Annotated in this window: 16 protein-coding genes, 1 other RNA gene and 1 pseudogene; all 18 read right to left on the reverse strand. The window is 40.3% G+C overall.

From position 1 onward, the window contains the following. Positions 1-23: 23 nt before the first annotated feature. Positions 24-1,970, reverse strand: coding sequence for a YgiQ family radical SAM protein (locus tag E7K77_RS03025; RefSeq protein ID WP_325306050.1), 1,947 nt, complete (start codon positions 1,968-1,970; stop codon positions 24-26). A gap of 39 nt (positions 1,971-2,009) precedes the next feature. Then, positions 2,010-2,462 (reverse strand): helix-turn-helix domain-containing protein, encoded by a 453-nt coding sequence (locus tag E7K77_RS03030; protein ID WP_004698676.1) that lies wholly within the window; start codon positions 2,460-2,462, stop codon positions 2,010-2,012. Between the two features lie 48 nt (positions 2,463-2,510). Continuing rightward, the gene (locus tag E7K77_RS03035) at positions 2,511-5,255 is read right to left on the reverse strand and encodes an FtsK/SpoIIIE family DNA translocase (RefSeq protein WP_325306051.1); all 2,745 of its coding nucleotides are present in this window, start codon (positions 5,253-5,255) and stop codon (positions 2,511-2,513) included. A gap of 82 nt (positions 5,256-5,337) precedes the next feature. Then, on the reverse strand, positions 5,338-6,639 hold the full coding sequence (locus E7K77_RS03040; protein WP_287531221.1) for a replication-associated recombination protein A: 1,302 nt from the start codon (positions 6,637-6,639) through the stop codon (positions 5,338-5,340). A gap of 245 nt (positions 6,640-6,884) precedes the next feature. Next, a non-coding RNA gene (ssrS, locus tag E7K77_RS03045) (6S RNA) lies at positions 6,885-7,056 on the reverse strand. Positions 7,057-7,136: 80 nt separating this feature from the next. Further along, entirely contained in the window at positions 7,137-8,942 is a 1,806-nt protein-coding gene (gene aspS / locus E7K77_RS03050) for an aspartate--tRNA ligase (protein ID WP_287531222.1), read from the reverse strand. Between the two features lie 8 nt (positions 8,943-8,950). Then, a complete protein-coding gene (gene hisS, locus E7K77_RS03055; protein WP_105086654.1) occupies positions 8,951-10,222 on the reverse strand; it encodes a histidine--tRNA ligase in 1,272 nt (423 codons plus the stop codon). After that, entirely contained in the window at positions 10,222-11,649 is a 1,428-nt protein-coding gene (gene hemZ / locus E7K77_RS03060) for a coproporphyrinogen dehydrogenase HemZ (protein WP_325306052.1), read from the reverse strand. Before hemZ ends, hisS begins: the two co-directional genes overlap by 1 nt. Then, positions 11,642-12,130, reverse strand: coding sequence for a Fur family transcriptional regulator (locus tag E7K77_RS03065; protein ID WP_008601380.1), 489 nt, complete (start codon positions 12,128-12,130; stop codon positions 11,642-11,644). The genes hemZ and E7K77_RS03065 overlap by 8 nt, the downstream gene beginning before the upstream one ends. 41 nt (positions 12,131-12,171) lie before the next feature. Further along, positions 12,172-12,807, reverse strand: a complete 636-nt coding sequence (locus tag E7K77_RS03070; protein WP_128114051.1) for an MBL fold metallo-hydrolase — start codon at positions 12,805-12,807, stop codon at positions 12,172-12,174. Further along, on the reverse strand, positions 12,807-15,047 hold the full coding sequence (locus tag E7K77_RS03075) for a RelA/SpoT family protein (protein ID WP_004696424.1): 2,241 nt from the start codon (positions 15,045-15,047) through the stop codon (positions 12,807-12,809). The genes E7K77_RS03070 and E7K77_RS03075 overlap by 1 nt, the downstream gene beginning before the upstream one ends. Before the next feature lie 11 nt (positions 15,048-15,058). Next, positions 15,059-17,041: a single-stranded-DNA-specific exonuclease RecJ gene (recJ, locus tag E7K77_RS03080; protein WP_077708569.1), complete on the reverse strand. Its 1,983-nt coding sequence runs from the start codon at positions 17,039-17,041 to the stop codon at positions 15,059-15,061. Between the two features lie 194 nt (positions 17,042-17,235). Next, positions 17,236-18,654 (reverse strand): [FeFe] hydrogenase H-cluster radical SAM maturase HydG, encoded by a 1,419-nt coding sequence (gene hydG, locus E7K77_RS03085; protein WP_004696428.1) that lies wholly within the window; start codon positions 18,652-18,654, stop codon positions 17,236-17,238. Positions 18,655-18,979: 325 nt separating this feature from the next. Continuing rightward, positions 18,980-19,264, reverse strand: coding sequence for a 50S ribosomal protein L27 (gene rpmA / locus E7K77_RS03090; RefSeq protein WP_004696430.1), 285 nt, complete (start codon positions 19,262-19,264; stop codon positions 18,980-18,982). A 12-nt stretch (positions 19,265-19,276) separates the two neighbouring features. Continuing rightward, on the reverse strand, positions 19,277-19,591 hold the full coding sequence (locus E7K77_RS03095) for a ribosomal-processing cysteine protease Prp (RefSeq protein ID WP_008601403.1): 315 nt from the start codon (positions 19,589-19,591) through the stop codon (positions 19,277-19,279). 2 nt (positions 19,592-19,593) lie between these two features. Beyond that, positions 19,594-19,905, reverse strand: a complete 312-nt coding sequence (gene rplU / locus E7K77_RS03100) for a 50S ribosomal protein L21 (protein WP_004696434.1) — start codon at positions 19,903-19,905, stop codon at positions 19,594-19,596. A 201-nt stretch (positions 19,906-20,106) separates the two neighbouring features. After that, positions 20,107-20,682: pseudogene (locus E7K77_RS03105) on the reverse strand (manganese efflux pump MntP). 28 nt (positions 20,683-20,710) lie between these two features. After that, the gene (locus tag E7K77_RS03110) at positions 20,711-22,138 is read right to left on the reverse strand and encodes an Rne/Rng family ribonuclease (RefSeq protein WP_195213110.1); all 1,428 of its coding nucleotides are present in this window, start codon (positions 22,136-22,138) and stop codon (positions 20,711-20,713) included. Positions 22,139-22,151: the final 13 nt, after the last annotated feature.

Genomic DNA, 22,151 nt, shown 5'->3' on the forward strand with positions numbered 1-22,151 from the left:
ATGAGAGTAGCTAGAGCTACTCCCTACATGTAACGACCACCAAAACTTTTATTAGATGTACGAACTTTAGTCACATCTCTACTACACCTTTTTCCAGTCTGGCATCGATTCCTAGATTCGCAACCTCGTTTGCCATTACGAGATTTACTAGATTGGCTAATACGCTTAGAATTTCCACCAATTGGTCGGGGTGGAATTAAACATTCTGGGCCAAAGCCAATTAAATCACGTCGATTGGCTTCTATGAGAGCCTCTTTAACAAGGTCATAGTTTTCAATATTTTTAAACTGCATCAATGCGCGCTGTTTTGCTTTATCTCTACCCTTTTTAGCAACATATACAGGTTTTCCATCTAGTGGATTAATGCCCGTATAATACATACAAGTAGAAAGGCTACCCGGCGTAGGAATAAAATCCTGTACTTGCTCTGGGTACATATGGTGATCTCGTAAAAATTCCGCTAATTCAATAGCATCCTCTAGGGCACAACCGGGATGAGAGCTCATAAAGTACGGCACTAAGTATTGTTTCTTACCAAGCTTTTTATTTGCCTCTTCAAACCAAGACTTAAAGGTTAGGAATTCTTCTTTACCAGCTTTTCCCATCATATTGGTAACCCGTTTAGATACATGTTCTGGAGCTACCTTTAGCTGCCCACTTACGTGAAACTCGCAAAGTTCCCGCACAAAATCTTTATTGTTATCGGCTAGTACATAGTCATAACGCAAACCAGAACGAACAAATACCTTTTTTACACCTTTTAGTTTACGTAATTTACGTAGTAAAGCAATATAGTCATCATGATTTGTATTCAAGTTTTCACAAGGCTCTGGAGCCGCACAAGTACGACCTTTACACGCACCATAGACAGCTTGTTTATCGCAAGCTAGATGGCGGAAGTTTGCCGTAGGGCCCCCTACATCATGAATATACCCTTTAAAATTGTCCATCTTGATCATCATGTGAGCTTCTTCAATCAAAGACTCATGACTACGATTCTGAATGATACGCCCTTGGTGATTAGTAATAGCACAGAAAGAACAACTGCCAAAGCAACCTCGTTGGCTCACAAGGCTAAATTGAACTTCACTTAATGCTGGCACACCACCCTTATCATCGTATTTAGGATGCCACTTTCGAGTATATGGCAAGTTATAGACACCGTCCATTTCCTCCTGTGTCAATGGCAAGGCAGGCGTGTTCTGAATGAGATATCTATCACCATGCTTTTGGACTACAATACGTCCATAGAACGGATCTTGTTCATCGTATTGAATGCGGAATGCATCGGCAAAATCCATCTTATCCGCCTTAATAGCTTCATACGATGGGCACTCTACATAGTCAATGGTTGGAATTTCCTTTGCCATGTAGCAAATGCCACGTATAGATGGCAAAGACTCTTTAAATCGACCCTGATCTAAGGCATCAGCTAGTTCAACGATTTGAAGTTCTCCCATGCCATAGACGAGTACATCGGCCTTAGAATCTACTAAGATGGATCGACGCACCGTATCTGACCAATAGTCATAATGACCAAAGCGACGCAAAGACGCTTCTATACCACCAATGATAAGAGGTACATCACTGTAAGCCTCCTTCATGCGGTTAGCATATACCAAGGTAGCACGATCTGGACGATGACCTGACTCACCACCTGGAGAATAATCATCTTGACGGCGAACTTTCTTTGCTGCCGTAAATTTATTAAGCATTGAATCTAAATTCCCTGCCGTAACAAGGGATGCTAGACGTGGTTTACCTAGTTTTTTGAAAGCCTCTACATCATTCCAATCTGGTTGATCTATAATGCCTACACGATAACCTTTGGATTCCAAGTATCTACCGATAACTGCAGGCGCAAAGGATGGATGGTCCACATAAGCGTCCCCACTGATGAGAACGAAATCTAATTCAGCCCAACCACGTTCCTTCATATCCGAAGGTTCTGTTACTAAAAATCTATCCATTGATTGTGTAAATGCCTTTCTATCATGCCTAATCAGATACTAGAACAGAAATAACCATAGTAAAAATAATGCCATACAAACTAAAATAATCCCTAAAATAATGCGTTCTTGTACAATAGAGCGTTGACGTTTTCGTTGACGCGTTTCTAAGGACATACGCTTTTTAGATGTTTGGTATTCAACAAACTCACTTTGTACCAAATTAGGAGTTGCTTGAGCCTTTCGTCTTGTAACAGAACGTAAAGAAAAGGTATCTATGTCCCCTACTTGGCCCTGATATACTTTTACCAAGCGATCCCCATCAAGATCTAAGTAGTTACCATAGTTTCGAATAAAACCTTTTACGTAGACTTGACCAGGAATGATATCATAGTTGCCATCTTCGATAGCCTCTAAATAGGTTGTTTTAATGTGCAGCACTTGCTCCACATCTTTAAAGGTTAGATTACGTCTTACCCGTTCACGTCGTAATTCTTCGCCTAATTCAGCCATTTTCGTTCCTTTCTAAATCTACGTAATATTCATATAGTAATTAGCTAATTATTGCTCATCATTGGAATCGGAGAAATATCTAGCCTTAGCTTGTTCAGGGCTCATTAAAATTTCTCGAGCCTTACTGCCCATGCTAGGGCCAACGATTTTGAGGTCTTCCATTGTATCTACAAGACGTGCCGCACGGGTGTAACCTATACGGAAACGACGTTGCAACATCGATACGGAAGCTTGACCAGATTCCATAACGAGATTGACAGCTCGCTCTAATAATTCATCGCGGTAAACATCATTAGCATCAGAAGATTCTTTTTCAGCTTCCTTTTCCACTTCTTGAGTTACCGTATTATCATATTCTGGTTCTCGTTGAGCTTTCACAAACTCTACAAGTTTTTCTACCTCATCATCAGAAATGAAGGCCCCTTGTACACGAATAGGTTTATTAGCACCAATCGGAGCAAATAACATATCCCCTTTACCCAATAATTTCTCTGCTCCTGCCATATCAAGAATGGTACGGGAGTCAATTTGAGAGCCTACAGCAAAGGAAATACGGCTTGGTACATTGGCCTTAATAGAACCGGTAATAACGTTAACAGATGGCCGTTGTGTAGCAAGAACCATGTGAATACCTGCGGCACGAGCCATTTGTGCTAAACGACTAATAGATTCTTCAATATCATCAGGAGCCGTCATCATAAGGTCAGCTAACTCGTCAATAATCAACACGATTAGTGGCATTGCAGCCTTAGGATGCGCTTCATTATAGCTCTTGATATCACGTTTACCAGATGCAGCAAAAGCCTTATAACGAGCCTCCATTTCACGAACGGCCCAACGCAATACAGCTGCTGCTTTTTTCATATCCGTTACAACTGGAGCCATCAAGTGCGGGATCCCATTGTAAATAGACAATTCAACCATCTTAGGGTCGATTAATAATAACTTAACCTCTTCCGGTTTGCGGCTAAAGAGAATACTAGAAATTAATGTATTTACACATACGGATTTACCAGAGCCAGTTGTACCAGCTACGAGCAAGTGAGGCATCTTCGCAAGGTCTGTAATAACAGGCTTTCCTGCAATATCCTTACCAAGGCCGACAGGAATACCTCCACGAGCATCTTTAAAGTCACTGCAATCAAGTACATCGCGTAAATGAACAGCTTCTGTCGTTTTATTAGGGACCTCAATACCGATGGCAGATTTCCCTGGAATTGGAGCCTCCATACGAATATGTTGTGCTGCCAAATTGAGGGCAATATCATCTGTTAAATTAACGATACGACTCACTTTCACGCCTGGTGCAGGTTCAATTTCATAACGTGTAACAGTTGGGCCTTGTGTAGCATTAACAACCTTTGCCGTAATACCAAAGTCACTCAATACATGTTCAAGAATCATCGCATTTTGTGCTACTTCTTCACCATTATTTTGACTCTCCTTCCCTTTCGCCAAAATATCTAGGCTTGGGAAATGGTAAGGTCTATCATAGGACCGATGAATCTGTCCATCTTTAGATACAGCTACTTGCGCCGTATCTTCTGTAGTACTAATAATGGACGGTACTTGTAACCCCATACCTGCCATACCAGCTCCAGCACTTACAGAACTTGCCGCTGCACCCGTTCCTGGCACAGCGGAGGCAATAGCACCGTGATTCGTTTCTAATGGTCCTATTGTTGTATTTTGATAAGAGAATTTTGGTTCTTCATCATCAGAATTTTCTACAGTTCCAACCTCATCTGAATACTCTTCATCTGGTGTATATGAATAGTCCTTATCTGGAACATATACATAATCATCACTCGTAGATCTATGCGTATCAGAGAATTGTTCAAAATCATCAGCTTCATAAGACTTCGTATCACCAGATGCTTCAGATATATTAGCTAATTGCTCAGCCGCACGATTACGTGCTTCTATCTCAGCTAATTCCTTCCAAGATGTAGGAGGTTTTGGCGCCTCCACAGTAGTAACTGTATCTTCAAGATTTTCAACTTCTACATCTGTAGAAGAGTCAAACAGATCTCTTCCATTAGCAATACCTTGTTTTTCCAATGCATCTAATGCTTGATCTGCCGCATCAGCAAAGCGTGTGTCTTTTTCCCTGTTATAAGCTTTACGCTGTTCTGCCGCTTCTTTACGCTGTTCATTCCAATCTTCAAAGACTTCTTTTGCAACAGCGACCTTTTCAGCAGCTACCTCTTTTGCAACATCAAGGCCAACCTGTGTTTTGTCCGCAGCCTTCTGTAATCCACTACGCAAAGACAAACGTGTCACAAGTAATCCAAAAGCTATGACTAAGAATACATCAAGAATAATAGCCCCTAGGTTGCCTAATAGTGTGCGAAGGAATGTAGCAATTGCGCCACCTACGAAACCACCTTGATTAGCTAGTTGTGTAGTGATGAGTTCCTGCCCCTCAGGAACGCGCCACAAGGGAACAAGAGCTAACAAAAATAGGAAAAACAAGGTCATTACAACGCCTCGTTTTGTAATAGAAATAAATGTATCCTTATATAATAATCTCCAACCTAACCAGAAAACGCATAAACAAGGAATAATACCCCCTAGGCCAAAGCCATAACGGAATATACCTGTTAAAATCTGTCCTACAAGGCCGAGTTCAAAGCCAAAAAAGCCCAGAAAGGAAATCACAGCAAAGGCAATGACAATAAGGCCTTTAACTTCGCTGCGCAAAGAAAAACTTTGAGACTTTGATTGCTGTTTTGTACTTGTTCGCTTACGGCGTGTGTTGCGTTTTTTGGTGGAAGTATTTTCTTCTGCCATAAATCTATACAAACCCCTTACTTATATAACATTACAGTAAATTAACTTATCATTATATTATAGCATATATCGTAATATTAAGTTAATTTTTACGACGTTTCTCCCAGTCGTGAAGTAACTGTTCCTCAGTCCCTCTCTTTATACCCTTATAGTAGGTTGCATCGACTAGAGGCGTTGGTAAATACTGCTGTTTTATATATCCATTAGGATAATTATGAGCATACTTATAAGCTTTTCCATGGCCTAATTTACTAGCCCCGCTATAGTGACTATCTTTCAAATGATCAGGTACTTGTCCACAATCCTTATGTCGCACATCAGATATAGCTGCATCAATAGCTACATAAGCAGAATTACTTTTAGGTGCGAGAGCAACATAGCACGCAGCTTCGGATAATATAATACGCGCCTCAGGAAAGCCTACCATATGAGCCGCTTGAGCCGCTGCATTGGCGAGTATAAGAGCTTGTGGATCCGCAAGACCAACATCCTCTGCTGCACAAATAACAATACGACGAGCAATGAAATTAGGATCCTCTCCAGCTTCAATCATACGCGCTAAATAATGTACCGTTGCTTGCACATCGGATCCACGCATACTTTTAATAAAAGCTGAAATTGTATCGTAATGACTATCGCCTTTTTTATCATATGTATATATGCGACGACCTACGACCTTTTCAAGAACCTCAATAGTAATCGTCCCCTCATCGGGAACCATAGCTGCTGCTTGTTCAAGAATATTAAGGGCCATACGTCCATCACCATTGACGAAAATCCCCACATCTTCCAGAACTTCATCCGTTACCTGTAGATGGCGTTTGCCTAATCCCACTTCTTCATCGGTAATGGCGCGACGTAAAATTTGACCAATAGCCTTTGGTGTAAGTGCTTCTAATGTAATAAGACGCAAACGAGATAATAACGGTCTATTAACCTCAAAGAATGGATTCTCTGTAGTAGCACCAATAAGGATAATAGTGCCATCCTCTACACAGGGTAACAACACATCTTGTTGGCTTTTATTAAAACGATGAATTTCATCAAGGAATAGAATTGTGCGTTGTTGTAAAGAGCGAACTCGTTTACGCGCATCTTCAATGATGGTCCGCAACTCACCAATACCGGCGTTAGTAGCATTCAGGTTTACAAAATGACTATTACTCACCTTAGCTATGATTCCGGCTAATGTAGTCTTACCCGTTCCACAAGGACCATAAAAAAGCATAGATGGTATTGTATCCTTCTCTACCATAGCACGCAAGAAAGTCCCCTTCCCTATGGCCTTCTCTTGACCATATAAATGATCCAGTTTAGTAGGACGCATTCGTACAGGAAGTGGCTCGTATGTATTTGTAGGTGTCATATCAAATAAACTATCCATTCTATCACCTCAATTCGCACCCAGTTTAACTATCGTATTTTAATATCTATAACTATTCAATCAAAAAAACAATTACTTCCCTGTCATAAAAGCCTAATAACATCAGTAACTCGGTAACACTGATAATATTGGCAAGACATTTATAACGTTTATGACATTTAAGACTCTTAAGATTTTAAAAAGTTTAAATTCTTACCAAAGATATATTTATAGTATATGATATTTCAGTCTATTTTTACACGCAAAAAAGCCCCACCATGCCGTAATGTACCGCGTTTTGATCCTGCAAGGGCAGGTGGGTGTCCTCCTCATCCTGCAGTTGTCCCGTAAGGGCGTAACGTTCAGACGAGAGTTCAGACTCCCAAAGTAAATGTGTTGGCTCAAAACTGCGATATCACACGCACATGGCAGGGATATCTTATACTTAAATAGTATCAGAAAGATTAGCAATTAACAAGTCTTGACATTTCGATTTTAATCAATTCTTGCCTATGTTTTTACACTAAAGATTGCTCTTGTTCTTCTTCTACATCTGGTTTAATATGCAACTCTTTTAATTGCTTTGGTTCTACTTCAGATGGAGCTTGGCTCATGATATCAGAAGCAGATTGAGTTTTAGGGAATGCGATTACGTCGCGGATAGATTGACGTTTTGCCATCAACATAACAAGACGATCTAAACCAAATGCACAGCCTGCATGAGGAGGTGCACCATATTGGAATGCATCAAGCATAAAGCCGAATTTAGATCGTGCTTCTTCAATGGACAAACCAATTGCTTTGAATACTTTTTCTTGTACGTCAGCTTGGTAGATACGCAAGGAACCGCCACCGATTTCTACGCCATTCAATACCATGTCGTAAGCAATCGCTTTTACGCTGCCAGGATCGGATTCCAATTTATCAAGATCCGCATGGCGTGGCATTGTGAACGGATGGTGCATTGCCACATAACGTTTTTCGTCTTCATTATATTCGAACATAGGGAAATCAGTTACCCATGTGAATGCCAATTTATCTGGATCAATCATGTTCATGCGGCGTGCCATTTCAAGGCGCAATTCGCCTAATGCACGTGCCACAGTTGCAGGTTTATCAGCAATCATCAATACGAGGTCGCCACCTTTAGCGCCCATTTTTTCACCGATATTGCGAATTGTATCTTCACCTAAGAACTTCATGATTTGAGACTTGATAGAACCATCTTCGTTGAAGCAAGCCCATGCAAGGCCTTTAGCGCCGTAACGATTTACATACTCAACAAGGTCATCAAGTTCACGACGAGGAATGCCAGCGTCGCCAGGTACAACGATACCTTTAACTACGCCACCATTGTCGATTACAGAGCGGAATACTTTAAATTCTGTATCTTTTACAAGATCAGTTACATCTGTAAACGCCATGTCAAAGCGAAGGTCTGGTTTATCAGAACCATATTTATCCATTGCTTCATCCCATGTAATGCGAGGCATAGGCAATGTGATTTCTTTGCCCAATGCAGTTTTAAATACATGAGCAATCATTTCTTCAAGCATGGAGTAAATGTCTTCTTCGTCTACAAAGGACATTTCCAAGTCGAGCTGAGTAAACTCAGGTTGACGGTCTGCACGCAAATCTTCATCGCGGAAGCAACGAGCGATTTGGAAGTATTTTTCATAACCAGCAACCATCAAGATTTGTTTAAAGATTTGTGGAGATTGTGGCAATGCATAAAATGTACCAGCATTTACACGGGAAGGCACTAGATAGTCACGAGCGCCCTCTGGTGTAGATTTAGTAAGCATTGGAGTTTCAATTTCCAAGAAATCGCGGCTATCAAAGAAGTCGCGCATTGCTTTTGTTACCTTGTGACGTAAAATCAAGTTGCGTTGCATTTCAGGACGACGCAAGTCAAGGTAACGATATTTCAAGCGAATATTTTCATCTACATCGATATCATCTTGAATATAGAAAGGAGGAGTTTTAGCGGAATTCAATACGCGCAACTCTTCACAGAACATTTCGTATGCACCTGTAGGAAGGTTTGGATTAATAGCAGCCTCATCACGTTTTGTAATCTTACCACGTACACAAAGAACATATTCATTACGAACATCCTCTGCTTTGTGGAACGATTCTACGTTATGATCTGGGGATGCCACTACTTGTACTACACCAGAACGATCGCGTAAATCCAAGAAAATCAAACCACCATGGTCACGACGGCGTTCAACCCAACCACATAATACGACCTCTTTACCTACCTCTTGTTCAGAGATGGTGCCACAACCGTGCGTACGGTGTAAGCCTTGCATTGTTTCCATTCTAATTGTCATCCTTTCACCAAAGAAGTTATACGTTCAGCCACTGTATTGAGAGATACAGTCTCTTGTTCACTAGTATCCATGAATCGAATTATGGCTTCTTTACGAACCAATTCATCATCACCCAATATAATAACATATTTCGCATTAATTTTGTTAGCGTATTTTAATTGTGCCTTCATACTTTTTCCCTGCCCGTCCATTTCAACAGGAATATCAAGACTGCGAAGTTTTTGGCAAATTTTGAAAGCCTCTACCTTAGCCGCATCACCAAGAGCGACTACGAATGCAGATGGTTCTACAGTCGGCTCAGGCAATAAGTTTTGTTTTTCAAGAGCTAATAGTAAACGCTCCATGCCCATAGCAAAACCGATAGCTGGAGTATGAGGTCCATCGAGCTCTTCTACGAGACCATCGTAACGGCCACCACCGGCTACGGCACTTTGAGCACCTAAAGGAGTATATTGTACCTCAAAAGCTGTTTTTGTATAGTAATCAAGGCCACGTACGAGACGAGGATTTAAAGTATATTGCACATTAGCTGCAGTTAAATAGGTTTTCAATTCTTCAAAATGATCATGACACTCTTCACATAAATGTTCGTGAATTTCAGGAGCACCTATGGACAAGGATTTACATGTTTCATTTTTACAATCCAGTATACGCAAAGGGTTTTTGTACAAACGTTCTTGGCAGTCGCTACATAATTGTTCCTTTTTAGGTTCAAAGAAAGCGATTAATTTTTCACGATATACAGGACGACATATCGGACAACCTACAGAATTTACCTCTACATTGAGATCTTTAAGCCCAAAATCTTTTAACAACTGCACAACCATGCAGATAACTTCGCTATCCACTACTGGAGATTGAGAGCCTAATACCTCAGCACCAAATTGGTGAAATTGACGGTAACGGCCTGCTTGCGGTTTATCATGACGGAACATAGGGCCCATATAATACCATTTGGTGAGACCTTCTTTACCATATACTTTATTTTCTAAGTATGCGCGCACAGCAGACGCCGTATTTTCAGGGCGTAAGGTAAAGCTAGAACCACCGTCATCTCCGGTGGTAAAGGTGTACATCTCTTTTTGTACTACATCTGTAGTTTCACCGATACCTCGCAAAAATAATTTAGTTTCTTCAAAGGCAGGTGTGCGAATTTCATTGAAGCCGTATACTTTACAAATTTCGCGCATACGTTGTTCAATATAGTGCCAATTTATCATCTGTTCTGGCAAAAAGTCTTGTGTACCTCTTGGTTTTCTTATAGCCATTACACAACCTCCCAAAATCTTTCACAAATTCTATGTCGTTTCTCTAAAAGTGCATCTATCGTTACGTGATAAACATCTACGTCTTTTGGCATATGCTGTTTAAGCTGACGATATTCAGGGGCTCGCATCCACTTAGACGAGCTACCGGGCCCCATGGATAGAATACTTTGACGTTCCTCCATGATTTGAATATTATATTCGCATGCTTTGCCAGGCAAGGTATAGCCGATATTCTCTAACTGCCCTCTCATATATTGTTGGCGATATAAATAATATGGCACATAACCAGCCGCTTCAAGACGCTCTTTACCATATTGTACCATTTCCGCTACGAGATTTTCTTCAGGAATATCATCTTGCATTTGTAAATCGTACAACGGGCTACCACGTTTTAATGCTAACGTATGAATTGTAACATTTTCCGGCAGATTTTGACATACATAATCCATATTCTCTATCATGTTTGACATCGTTTGGTTAGGCAAGCCTGCGATAAAATCCATATTTACGGCTAATGATGTATTGTTTTTTACATATTGTAAAAGTTCATCAACATCCCGTACGCTATGACCGCGTCCAATGCGACGCAAAATATCATCTTGCATCGTTTGCGGGTTAATGCTAATGCGATTCACACCTAGCTCAAGCATGGAACGTAGCTTAATAGGATTAACAGAATCTGGCCGCCCGGCCTCTACAGTGAATTCATGTCGTTCAGATACGAGTAGAGATAACTGTTTTAGGACTTGGTGAAAGTCTTCATCCTCTAGCACTGTCGGAGTACCACCGCCCATATAGAGAGTATCGACTGTTAGGCCATAGGAATCAACAATAGATTTCATATCTTCTATATCACGGTTTAAAGCCCTTAGAAATTGACTTTTACCAACATAATCCTGATAAAGACCATATGGAAACGAGCAATATACGCAACGCGTATCGCAGAAAGGAATACCACAATAGAGACTTACCTTTTTATCATCTGTATCAGATAAAAACGGACGTTGATATTCGCCAATGGACCCCAAAGTAGCAAGCTTTTCCATAGACACAGAAAACTCGTCCCTAATGTGACGAGTTGCTGCGTGGATAGAGCCATATGTATCTATATATTTATGTAGTAGCTTTGTAGGGCGCACACCTATCATAGTTCCCCATGGAGCCTCAGCAGGTAAGCCTTGATATTCACGCAAATATCGCAACAAGGCTTGTCCAATTTGACGACGCCCCATAGAGGAAACAGTTCCTTCAAAAATCTTAATTGTATCACCAATAGTAACAGTTAATGTATATATTCCTTCCACTTCATGCGCTTCAAGGATAACCTCTGGATGTACCTTATCAGAAAAGAGTCCTGCCGCGCCACAGTTATGAGCTACTACGGAGCCAAGTGGTAATGGACCCGTATATAGATATCCATTAACCATGATGGGACATACGCTCAAGCTTTTCTAATTCTGCTTCAGTCATATGATTTTGACAATCACTACAGTAACCATATACTTTCAATTGATGATCAATGGTACGGAAGTTCAATTTCTTAGCGATGATAGACTCCAATGTTTCAAGCATGTCATCTTCAAACTCGGATACTTTACCACATTTTACGCAAATCAAATGATGATGGAAATGAGCGAACTCTTCGTCATTTAATTCATAACGATTACGGCCATCACCAAAATCAAGACGTTTTAACAAATCAAGTTCTGTGAAGAGATCAAGAGTTCTGTAAATTGTTGCTAACCCGATATCAGGTGCCACCTCTTTTACAAGAACATATACATCTTCAGCACTCAAATGATTTTCTTCAGCATCGATAAATGCTTGCAAGATTGTTTGACGTTGTGTGGTCAATTTGTACTTTTTGTCTTTAATGCGTTCTTTTAATTTTTCTAATGTTGTGTTCATAATAAATTTCCCCTCGACTGTAAAAAATAATTCGTTTAAACCTACTGACCAACGAATGGGTTGTATTGTTTTTCATACCCTATATTTGTTTCCGGTCCATGACCAGGATAAACCATTGTATTATCAGGCAATCTATATAGCTGAGTCTTAATCGATGATATCAGGGTCTCATAAGAACCATTTGGAAAATCTGTACGGCCTACAGAGTCTCTGAATAGAGTGTCCCCTACAAACACAAGACCTTCCATGTAATAACACACACCTCCTGGCGTATGACCTGGTGTTTCAAGCACCTCAAGATCGATATCACCACATGTAATGTGATCACCTTGTTTAACCTCAATAATTTCCGCTTTTACCTTAATTGGCGTTGGATTGCTATAAGCACTAAGATTAAGTTCAGGATCAGATAAATACGGTACATCGCCCTTATGAATATATACAGGCACATGATAGATGTTTACAATCTCTTGAATGCCACCAATATGATCTCCATGACCATGTGTCAGTACAATTGCCTTCGGCTTTAAGTCATGTTTTTTTAGCGCATCTAGTACTTCAGCTGTTGCAGGATCGATAATGAAAGCTTCACCTATCGCTTTATCACCGATAACATAGCAATTTGTTCCTAGTGGACCTAAAGGCATGCGCATAAGCACTAATTGTTGTTCGCTCATTAAGCCCCTCCTTTACTACGTTGAACAGTATACACTTCACGAATACGACGCAATTTAGTCATTACAAAATCTAGTTGCGAAATATCCCGAATATCAACCACCAAATTAATGCTTACATTTTTTGTATCTTCTTGAACCTTAGCATTGATGTTAGTAATGGTGATTTTCAATTCTGAAAGCACCGCCATAACTTCCATGAGAATGCCAGCTCGATCATAAGCTTGAATATCAATGCCTACGTGGAAAGATTCGCCAGAAGAACCGTCCCAAGAGACTTCTATCATCCGCTCTAAATCTTCAGGTGAATGGCCCATGCTAGGGCAATCACAACGGTGAATAGAAACGCCACGACCACGGGTTATGTAACCTATAATATCATCACCAGGTACAGGATTACAGCATTTTGCCATACGCACCATCACACCAGCTTCACCTTTTACGAGAACACCAGTGCCATTTTTAGTTTTCTTTTGTCCTTGAGATTTTAACTTCTCAATAATTTGCTCTGTACTGCGCTTAGATTCCTCTACCTCTTTAGACTTTTTATAAAGTTCAATTAAACGCAAGAGAACCGTGCTTACAGGAATACCGCCATAGCCACAGGCTGCAAACATTTCCTCTTCTGTACCGGCTTTAAGTTGTTTCGTTACATGTTGTAAACGGTTGTCTGCACATAATTCTTTCCAATTATGATTCAATCGTTTTGCTTCTTTTTCAAGAGCTTCTAAGCCTTTTTCAATATTTTCAGCTTTATTTTCACGCTTGAACCAATTGCGAATTTTGCTCTTACTTTCAGAAGAACCTACGATATTCAACCAATCAAGGCTAGGACGACCTGTTTTGGATGTGATGATATCAACAATATCACCATTTTGCAAGGTGTAATCCAGCGGTACAATTTTACCGTTTACCTTAGCACCTACACAATGATGACCTACATCGGTATGAACTCGATAGGCAAAATCAAGAGGTACAGAGCCTATTGGCAACTTAACAACGTCACCCTTTGGCGTAAATACAAATACCTCACCAGAGAAAACGTCTAATTTCAAAGCATTAACGAGTTCCGTTGGATTACTAGTATCTTGCCATTCAAGAACTTGGCGCAGCCATGCAACCTTTTGATCAAATTCTTTATCGCCATTTTTATTTCCTTCTTTATATCGCCAGTGAGCAGCCACACCATATTCAGATACACGGTGCATTTCCCAAGTACGGATTTGAATCTCTACCGGTTGCCCCATCGTGCCGATAACGGTTGTATGCAAGGATTGATACATATTAGACTTCGGCATGGAAATATAATCTTTGAAGCGATAAGGCAATGGCTTCCACAAGCTATGTGCAATGCCAAGTACTGCATAACAATCAGGAATGCTATCAACAATTACACGAACGGCAAGCAAATCATAAATTTGGGATAAATCACGATTATCCTTTTTCATCTTCTTATAAATACTGTAGAAGTGTTTTGGACGACCTTTGATATCCGCCTTGATATGGGCTTCACTTAAGGCCTTTGTAAGTTGCCTCATCGTATCATTAACGATGTCTTCCCGGACTTGGCGTTTTTGTTTCATTTGATCGACTAGATCATAGTATTTTTCCGGCTCTAAATAACGGAAGGATAAATCTTCCAACTCCCATTTCACATTGAAGATACCAAGACGATGTGCCAAAGGTGCAAAGATTTCTAGGGTTTCCTTAGCAATACGCTTTTGTTTGTCACTACGCATATGCTTTAAGGTGCGCATATTATGTAAGCGATCACCCAATTTAATAACTACGACACGTACGTCCTTCGCCATAGCTAAAATCATCTTTCGATAGTTTTCCATTTGGCGATCTTCTTTGGTTTCATACTGGAATTGGTTTAATTTTGTTACCCCATCAACGAGGAATGCTACTTCAGAGCCAAACATCTCCTCTAGGTCTTCCTTCGAGTAAGATGTATCTTCAACCACATCATGCATTAGAGCTGCCATGAGTGTAATATGGTCGATTTGTAAATGTGCCAAAATATCAGCTACAGCTAGAGGATGCATGATATACGGTTCACCGGAAGCTCTAAACTGACCTTCATGAGCCTTATCAGCAAGCTCAAAAGCTTTCAATACTTGGTCACACTCATCATCTGTTAAATACGTATGGATATACTCCATAAACTCAGCTAAGGCTTTACTTTTATCAAATGTACTTTGTTCTACCAAAGCTTTGCCTTCTTCATTTACAGTTGTCATGATGTCACCTCCTATACACTATACGTAAGGAATGTTACGGATGTGACAAGATCTAATTTTCCTTCAATGGCGTTCCATCTAAGCATTAATTGACCATCATCACTTGTATATTCTTCAACAATGCCCAATTCTTTAAATACATCAATAGATGTTAGAGCACTGCGATTATTCTGATCTGCCGGCTTACGGCGCAATATATCTTGTTCTACATTATAAACCGATTGACTACGACCTCGCATGGACTGTTTTATTATGACATACATTTGCCTAAGCCCTTCTGTAGAAAGCTTAATCGGCTCTTCAGTCAATGGTTCAATAGCTTGAATCATGAGTTGCGGAGAAACCATGCCTTGCCATTCATTCTTTTGCAAAGAAAATGCCACTTTTACCACAGTTCCCACAAAGATAAATTTAAATAAGTCTGGACGATTCCAAGCTATAGCATCTAATGTACCATTCGAAGTTTCAAATATTATCTTACAATGATTTTTTAATTGGCCCATGAGCATAATATCTTGCACGGTAGCTTCCATAATAGCAAAGACTGGCGTGCTATTGGCCATTCCATAAGGTTCAAGGTCTGATACGCGGTCAATGATATCGACATCGATATCATCAACAGGTAGTTCCGCATCAATAGCAACCACAGGAATATATTCCTCATCTGTAATAACTGCTTTGCAATACTTGGTTAACCGTTCTCGTAACTCATCAATACGATTTGCATCGATGCTAAAGCCTGCTGCCGCAGCATGCCCGCCAAACTGTAGCAAGATATCCTCACAAGATTTTAATGCATCATATATGTTAAAGCCATCTATACTACGGCACGAGCCTTTACCAACGCCATCATGAATACTGATGACTAAGGTTGGCTTGTAAAACTCCTCTACTAGACGAGAAGCAACAATACCAATGACTCCTGGATGCCACTCTTCGCCGGCCACAATAGTTACATAATCAGCTTTATGTCCTTGATTAGCTACATCAACACGAGCCAACTCATGAATATTTCGTTCTAACTCTTGTCGTTCACGGTTCGTTTCATTTAGTTCCTCCGCAATTGCCTCTACTATATCCTCGTCATCGGTCACAAGTAATTCAACTGCACGCGTTGCATGCGTTACGCGACCCGCTGCATTAAGACGAGGTGCTAAGGTAAAACCAATATGTCCAGATGTAATAGTTCGTTCATGAAGCCCAGCTACATCAATAAGCTTTTTAATCCCCAAGTTAGGTTCCCTATTCATCTTCTCAAGGCCTGATTTTACAATGATACGGTTCTCACCGACCAAAGGCACTACATCTGCCACAGTGCCAAGTGCAACGATATCTAAATCATCTAAGTACCATTCTCCGTGCTTTGTAAGCCACAAGGCTTGGCATAACTTAAAAGCAACACCTACTCCAGATAAGTTTTTATCCTTATATGGACAGTCCTTTTGCTTATGATTTATAACGGCCTTGGCTCGTGGAATCATATCAGGAGCCGTATGGTGATCCGTAATAATCATATCGATGCGGTCTCGTACAGCCTCTACAATATCGTAAGAACTAATGCCGCAGTCTACAGTAATGACTAAAGCCGTTCCCCGTTCAATAAGGTGCTCTAAAGCCTCTAAATTGAGGCCATACCCTTCACTTTGACGTTCTGGTATGTAATAGGTAACATCGGCACCTAATTTCTTTAAAAATCGATAAAGTACTGATGTTGCAGTAATACCATCTACATCATAATCACCATAAATGACGATTGGTTTGTGACTTTCAATTGTTTCCAGAACTAGTGAAACAGCCACATCCATATCTTTTAATGTAAATGGATCTAACAAATCTGACAAAGTACCTTGTAAAAACTGACGACCTTCGTCTACATCAATGTGACGATTCACCATTAATTTAGCCACAATAGGGTTTACACCAAGTTCACGGATTAAGATATTCTCTTTCTCTTGATCACCTTTACAAAGGCGCCAACGTTTTTTCTTAATCATCATATCTCTCAGTAGTTTATAATCAATATTATTCTTGAATTCAACGTATTATCATTATCATTTTTATTTATTATACCTTAAAATGCAAATAAAATAAACTATTTTATATATTTTATTCTCATTTAAATCTTGCTATTTTCTCAACAAGAAAGAGCCTCCCATTATCAATAGGAGGCTCCATATCAGTGAATTCCTTAGAACCGGAAGTCCCGTTCGCCGTCTTTCATCTGTGCAATATAAGCTTTAGCTTTATCTTTAACTAAATCATTTTTGATATTTTCTAACTGTTGTTCAATAACCTTAGAACCATGAGCCTTAGTTTCATCATTGCCGTAATCCATGATATATTCGTTCAATGTCATCAACGCATTTGGTTGACAACAGTTGTGAATTTGACCGGATTTTGCAAGAGCCATGAATCGATCCCCAGTTCTACCTGCACGATAACAAGCAGTACAGAAGCTTGGAACATACCCAAGATCTAGCAACCAGTTAACGATTTCATCTAATGTACGCGTATCACTACGATCGAATTGTGCCGTATTATCTTCTGGCTTTTCTTCTTCTTTGTAACCACCTACACTAGTACGAGATCCACCACTAATTTGGGAGATACCTAATGCCAAGCCACGTTCACGCATGGATTGACTTTCACGAGTGGACATAATCATACCTGTATACGGTGTGGAGACGCGGATAAGAGCAACAATTTTTTCAAATACATCATCAGGTACAGCATTACTGAAATCATCTACATCGATATCATCCGCTGGACAAATACGAGGTACAGAAATAGTATGTGGACCTACCCCATACACAGCCTCTAAATGTTCTGCGTGCATCAACAAACCAACGAAATCGTATTTATAATGTTCCAAACCATAAAGAACACCGATGCCTACATCATCAATACCACCTTGCATAGCGCGGTCCATCGCCTCTGTATGGTAGGCGTAGTCGCTCTTAGGGCCTGTAGGATGTAAGGCTTCATAGTTTTCTTTATTATATGTTTCTTGGAATAATGTATATGTGCCAATACCAGCTTCATGTAATTTTTTGTAGTCCTCAACGGAACAAGCTGCAATATTTACGTTTACACGGCGGATTTCACCATTTTTATTTTTGATACCGTAAATCGTCTTGATGGATTCCAAAATATATTCTAGTGGATTATTAAGAGGATCTTCACCAGACTCAATTACAATACGCTTATGGCCCATCGCTTCTAACGCAATAACCTCTTCTCTGATTTGGTCTTGCGTTAATTTTTTACGTTTAATATCGCGGTTTTTGGAGTGGTACGGACAATACACACATCCATTGATACAATAGTTAGACAAGTATAACGGTGCAAATAGAACAATACGATCGCCGTAGATAGCCTTCTTGATTTCCTTTGCTAAAGCAAAAAGCTTTTCCTTATATTCAGGTAACGGACATTCTAAGAGAACTGCTGCTTCTCGGTGGTTTAATCCCTTAAATGTAGCAGCTTTCGCTAAAATAGCATCTAACAACTCCCGATTTTCCTTGTTTTCCTCTGCATAGGCAAGTGTGTCAAGGATTTCCTGATGGGAAATAAATTCCTCCGCCTTTGGAGATTTTACATCATACATAGTACTTACCTCAAATCTTTCTAGTGGCAATGCCACCCCTCTTTAGGTTTACGAAAGTATATGACAACCAGTCTTCTGGTATTTCACTGATACTGTACATAGTATACCACTATTCCTACTAAAAAGCACAGGAATTTGATACATGCAAAAAGGTTGCCTCCTCATAAGAGGAAGCAACCTTTATATCATGGGAGTTTCTAATCTATATCGATTATCTATATCGAATATGACTAAAATGTATATGGTTTATTCATTCAATTACGATCACCTGTAAACAACAAAAAAACCCTAGTGGAAACCACTAGGGATTAATAGTCTTATAAAATTAAGCTTCTACAGGGTATACGCTAACTTTACGGTTATAACGACCAGCACGTTCAAATGCTACTTTACCAGGCACAAGTGCAAATAAAGTGTCATCTTTACCGATACCTACGTTAGTACCAGGGTGGAAGTGAGTACCACGTTGACGAACGATGATGTTACCGCTCTTTACGATGGAACCATCATGGCATTTAACACCAAGACGTTTAGATTCACTGTCACGACCGTTACGAGTACTGGACACACCTTTTTTATGTGCGAACAATTGCAAATCAAAAGTAAACATTAAGTTCACCTCCTATATTTCGTGAATTTGGACAAACTCTGGATATTGACGGCTAATTTCCTCTAAACCGAGAAGCATAGTCCCCAGAATATCCTGTCCACTCTGATTAATCGTACCAGAGAGAACTATATCACATTGACCTTCGCTATTCGTATACTCCCCTTCTTGTCGAGCAATTTGGGTGAGTCCTAACATTGCCGTTGCCGACAAGGCGGACACTGCGGCACATACGATATCGAAGCCATGTTCATCATATCCTGCATGACCGGACATATGACAACCAACTACTTGGCCATCACTATTCCGCTGGATTCCAATGGAAACCATAATTAAGCTTGGATAGATTCAATACGAACTTTTGTGAACGGTTGACGATGGCCTTGACGACGACGGTAGTTGGATTTAGCTTTATATTTGAATACTAAGATTTTTTTACCTTTACCATGCTCAAGAACTGTACCTGTAACTTTTGCACCGTTTACAAGAGGAGCGCCAACTTTAACGTCGCCGTCATTCACTACAGTCAAAACTTCTTCGAATGTAACGGACTCGTCAGCAGCTGCTTCCAATTTTTCGATAGTAATTACATCGCCTTCAGCAACGCGATATTGTTTACCACCAGTTTTAATAATTGCGTACATGAGAACACCTCCTTGTTATCGAACTCGCTGAATTCGGTATCCCGACCCGAACTTCGGTCGGGCGTTTAAACCTGCTTCACGCGGATTGCAAAGTTCAGTAAACCGAACTAATACTGATATAGTATATCCTATTTACACAGTCATGTCAAACAAAAATCAACAGAATCCGCTCAGTTTCTAACACTTTCACATATATATACCTTAAAATTCTCCAATAATCCCAAGATGTTGTAAAAGTATCTTTGTACCGATGAGGATCAATACACCTCCACCTACTATATCTGCATATTTTCCAACAAATCGGCCCATAAATTTACCTAAGTAAACACCCACTAAAGATATACCAAAGGTAATAACACCAATCATCGTAGATGCTTCCCATACATTGATAGGTAAAAATGCAAAGGTCAACCCTACAGTCATTGCATCAAGGCTAGTCGCTACGGAGAGCATCATCATTTCCCAGACACCCAAGAATTGCTTATCATCGTCCTCTTCATCATCATCGCTAAGTCCCTCTCTGATCATAGCGATACCTAAATAACCAAGAAGTCCGAAGATAATCTAGTGGTCCCAATCAGCAATCACATCGATAAATTGACGACCGATGAGCCAACCAATAAGAGGCATAAGAAACTGGAACAAACCAAAAAGAAATGCCAAGGTTACCTTACGGCCATTCTCGCCTACGGGCATTGTTAGCCCCTTACCGATAGATACACCAAAGGCATCCATCGCTAGGCCTATACTAATTAATATAATTTCAAATACAGACACTATACTCACCTATAAACAAACTACTTACTTATTCAGTTATAGCCATCAAGGAATACCCTTCTCGACTAATTTGTGGATTTACTACAATAGAAATCTTGCGCCCTATAGACTCACCTAAATCCTCGAGAATAGCCTTTGTTAAATACTGAGCCACCTCCGGATGAACTTCGATTTCTAGATTCGTTTTAATACGTCCCGACTTAAATAACTCGCGGATACGACGCACGATCTGCATATACACAGTACGACCTGACAACATATAGCCCGTACCACCGCATTGAGGGCATGTATCAAACATCAAGGTTTGCAAGCCTTGGCGAGCTCGCTTTCTGGTCATCTCTACGAGGCCAAGCGAACTAATGCCGCATACAACAGTTTTCATTTTATCTAACTTAGCTTGTACCCCCAACAATTTTAACAATTCTTGTTGATGCTCTTTATCTTTCATATCGATGAAATCGACCACAATGATACCGCCAATATCGCGCAAACGCAATTGACGACAGATTTCTTTCGCCGCCTCTTTATTGACTGTGAAAGCTAAATCTTCCAGCTTATTAGACTTACCAGTATAGTGAGCAGAGTTTACATCAAACACGGTAAGAGCTTCAGTATGATCGATACGGATTGAACCACCAGAAGGAAGATTAATATCGCGAGAGATAAGATCTTCTAATTGCGGTTCAATGTGGTTTGCCTTAAAGATAGGTGTACTATCGCGATGACGTGTTACTTTAATTTGTTGCGACGTAGGTCCATGACCTAAAAGATCCATCAATCGACCTTCACCCATATCGGAATCAACGATGATTTCCTCTACATTGCGATGCGCATAGTCCCGAACAAGGCGGAACCAAAAATCCGCATCACTATAAAGGTCAGTACCACTCTTAGCAACCTTAAAACGCTTCAACACATGTTGCCAGGTCCGCCACAGATACTCCATATCGCGACCGATTTCATCGGCACTGGCCTTAGCTGCTGCAGTACGAATGATAAAACCGCAACCTTCTTGTACATAAGGGGTTGCCAATTCTTGTAGTTTACTGCGCATGGTTTCGTCTGTAATTTTCTTGGAAATATGCATGCCTTCAGAATATGGTAATAGTACCATAAAACGACCAGCCAAACTGACATCTGCAGTCACGCGGGCGCCTTTACCGAGCATTTCTTCTTTCACTACTTGAACGAGAATTTGTTGCCCTACAGATAGGCGTGGCAAAATTTTCTGTTCCTTCCCTTGTTGAAGGTTCAAATACGCATTTTGAGAGCCCCCAATATCAACAAAGGCCGCTTGCATACCGTTTAATACGTTCTTTACTGTGCCTTTGTACATATGATTTGCCATATGAGAATCATCGGTACGCTCCAAGACAAAGTCCACTAGCTGGCCTTCTTCGTCGATAACAGCCATACGAATTTCTTCGCGCATAACATTGACCAAAATTTTATGCATCCTATCCCTCCCT

This window comes from Veillonella parvula, from assembly GCF_032577575.1.
GTDB lineage: Bacteria > Bacillota > Negativicutes > Veillonellales > Veillonellaceae > Veillonella.

Excerpts from the sequence above, each read along its gene's own strand:
- E7K77_RS03025 (WP_325306050.1), bottom strand. The coding sequence starts at position 1,970 with ATGGATAGATTTTTAGTAACAGAACCTTCGGATATGAAGGAACGTGGT.
- E7K77_RS03030 (WP_004698676.1), bottom strand. The coding sequence starts at position 2,462 with ATGGCTGAATTAGGCGAAGAATTACGACGTGAACGGGTAAGACGTAAT.
- E7K77_RS03035 (WP_325306051.1), bottom strand. The coding sequence starts at position 5,255 with ATGGCAGAAGAAAATACTTCCACCAAAAAACGCAACACACGCCGTAAG.
- E7K77_RS03040 (WP_287531221.1), bottom strand. The coding sequence starts at position 6,639 with ATGGATAGTTTATTTGATATGACACCTACAAATACATACGAGCCACTT.
- aspS (WP_287531222.1), bottom strand. The coding sequence starts at position 8,942 with ATGGAAACAATGCAAGGCTTACACCGTACGCACGGTTGTGGCACCATC.
- hisS (WP_105086654.1), bottom strand. The coding sequence starts at position 10,222 with ATGGCTATAAGAAAACCAAGAGGTACACAAGACTTTTTGCCAGAACAG.
- hemZ (WP_325306052.1), bottom strand. The coding sequence starts at position 11,649 with ATGGTTAATGGATATCTATATACGGGTCCATTACCACTTGGCTCCGTA.
- E7K77_RS03065 (WP_008601380.1), bottom strand. The coding sequence starts at position 12,130 with ATGAACACAACATTAGAAAAATTAAAAGAACGCATTAAAGACAAAAAG.
- E7K77_RS03070 (WP_128114051.1), bottom strand. The coding sequence starts at position 12,807 with ATGAGCGAACAACAATTAGTGCTTATGCGCATGCCTTTAGGTCCACTA.
- E7K77_RS03075 (WP_004696424.1), bottom strand. The coding sequence starts at position 15,047 with ATGACAACTGTAAATGAAGAAGGCAAAGCTTTGGTAGAACAAAGTACA.
- recJ (WP_077708569.1), bottom strand. The coding sequence starts at position 17,041 with ATGATTAAGAAAAAACGTTGGCGCCTTTGTAAAGGTGATCAAGAGAAA.
- hydG (WP_004696428.1), bottom strand. The coding sequence starts at position 18,654 with ATGTATGATGTAAAATCTCCAAAGGCGGAGGAATTTATTTCCCATCAG.
- rpmA (WP_004696430.1), bottom strand. The coding sequence starts at position 19,264 with ATGTTTACTTTTGATTTGCAATTGTTCGCACATAAAAAAGGTGTGTCC.
- E7K77_RS03095 (WP_008601403.1), bottom strand. The coding sequence starts at position 19,591 with ATGGTTTCCATTGGAATCCAGCGGAATAGTGATGGCCAAGTAGTTGGT.
- rplU (WP_004696434.1), bottom strand. The coding sequence starts at position 19,905 with ATGTACGCAATTATTAAAACTGGTGGTAAACAATATCGCGTTGCTGAA.
- E7K77_RS03110 (WP_195213110.1), bottom strand. The coding sequence starts at position 22,138 with ATGCATAAAATTTTGGTCAATGTTATGCGCGAAGAAATTCGTATGGCT.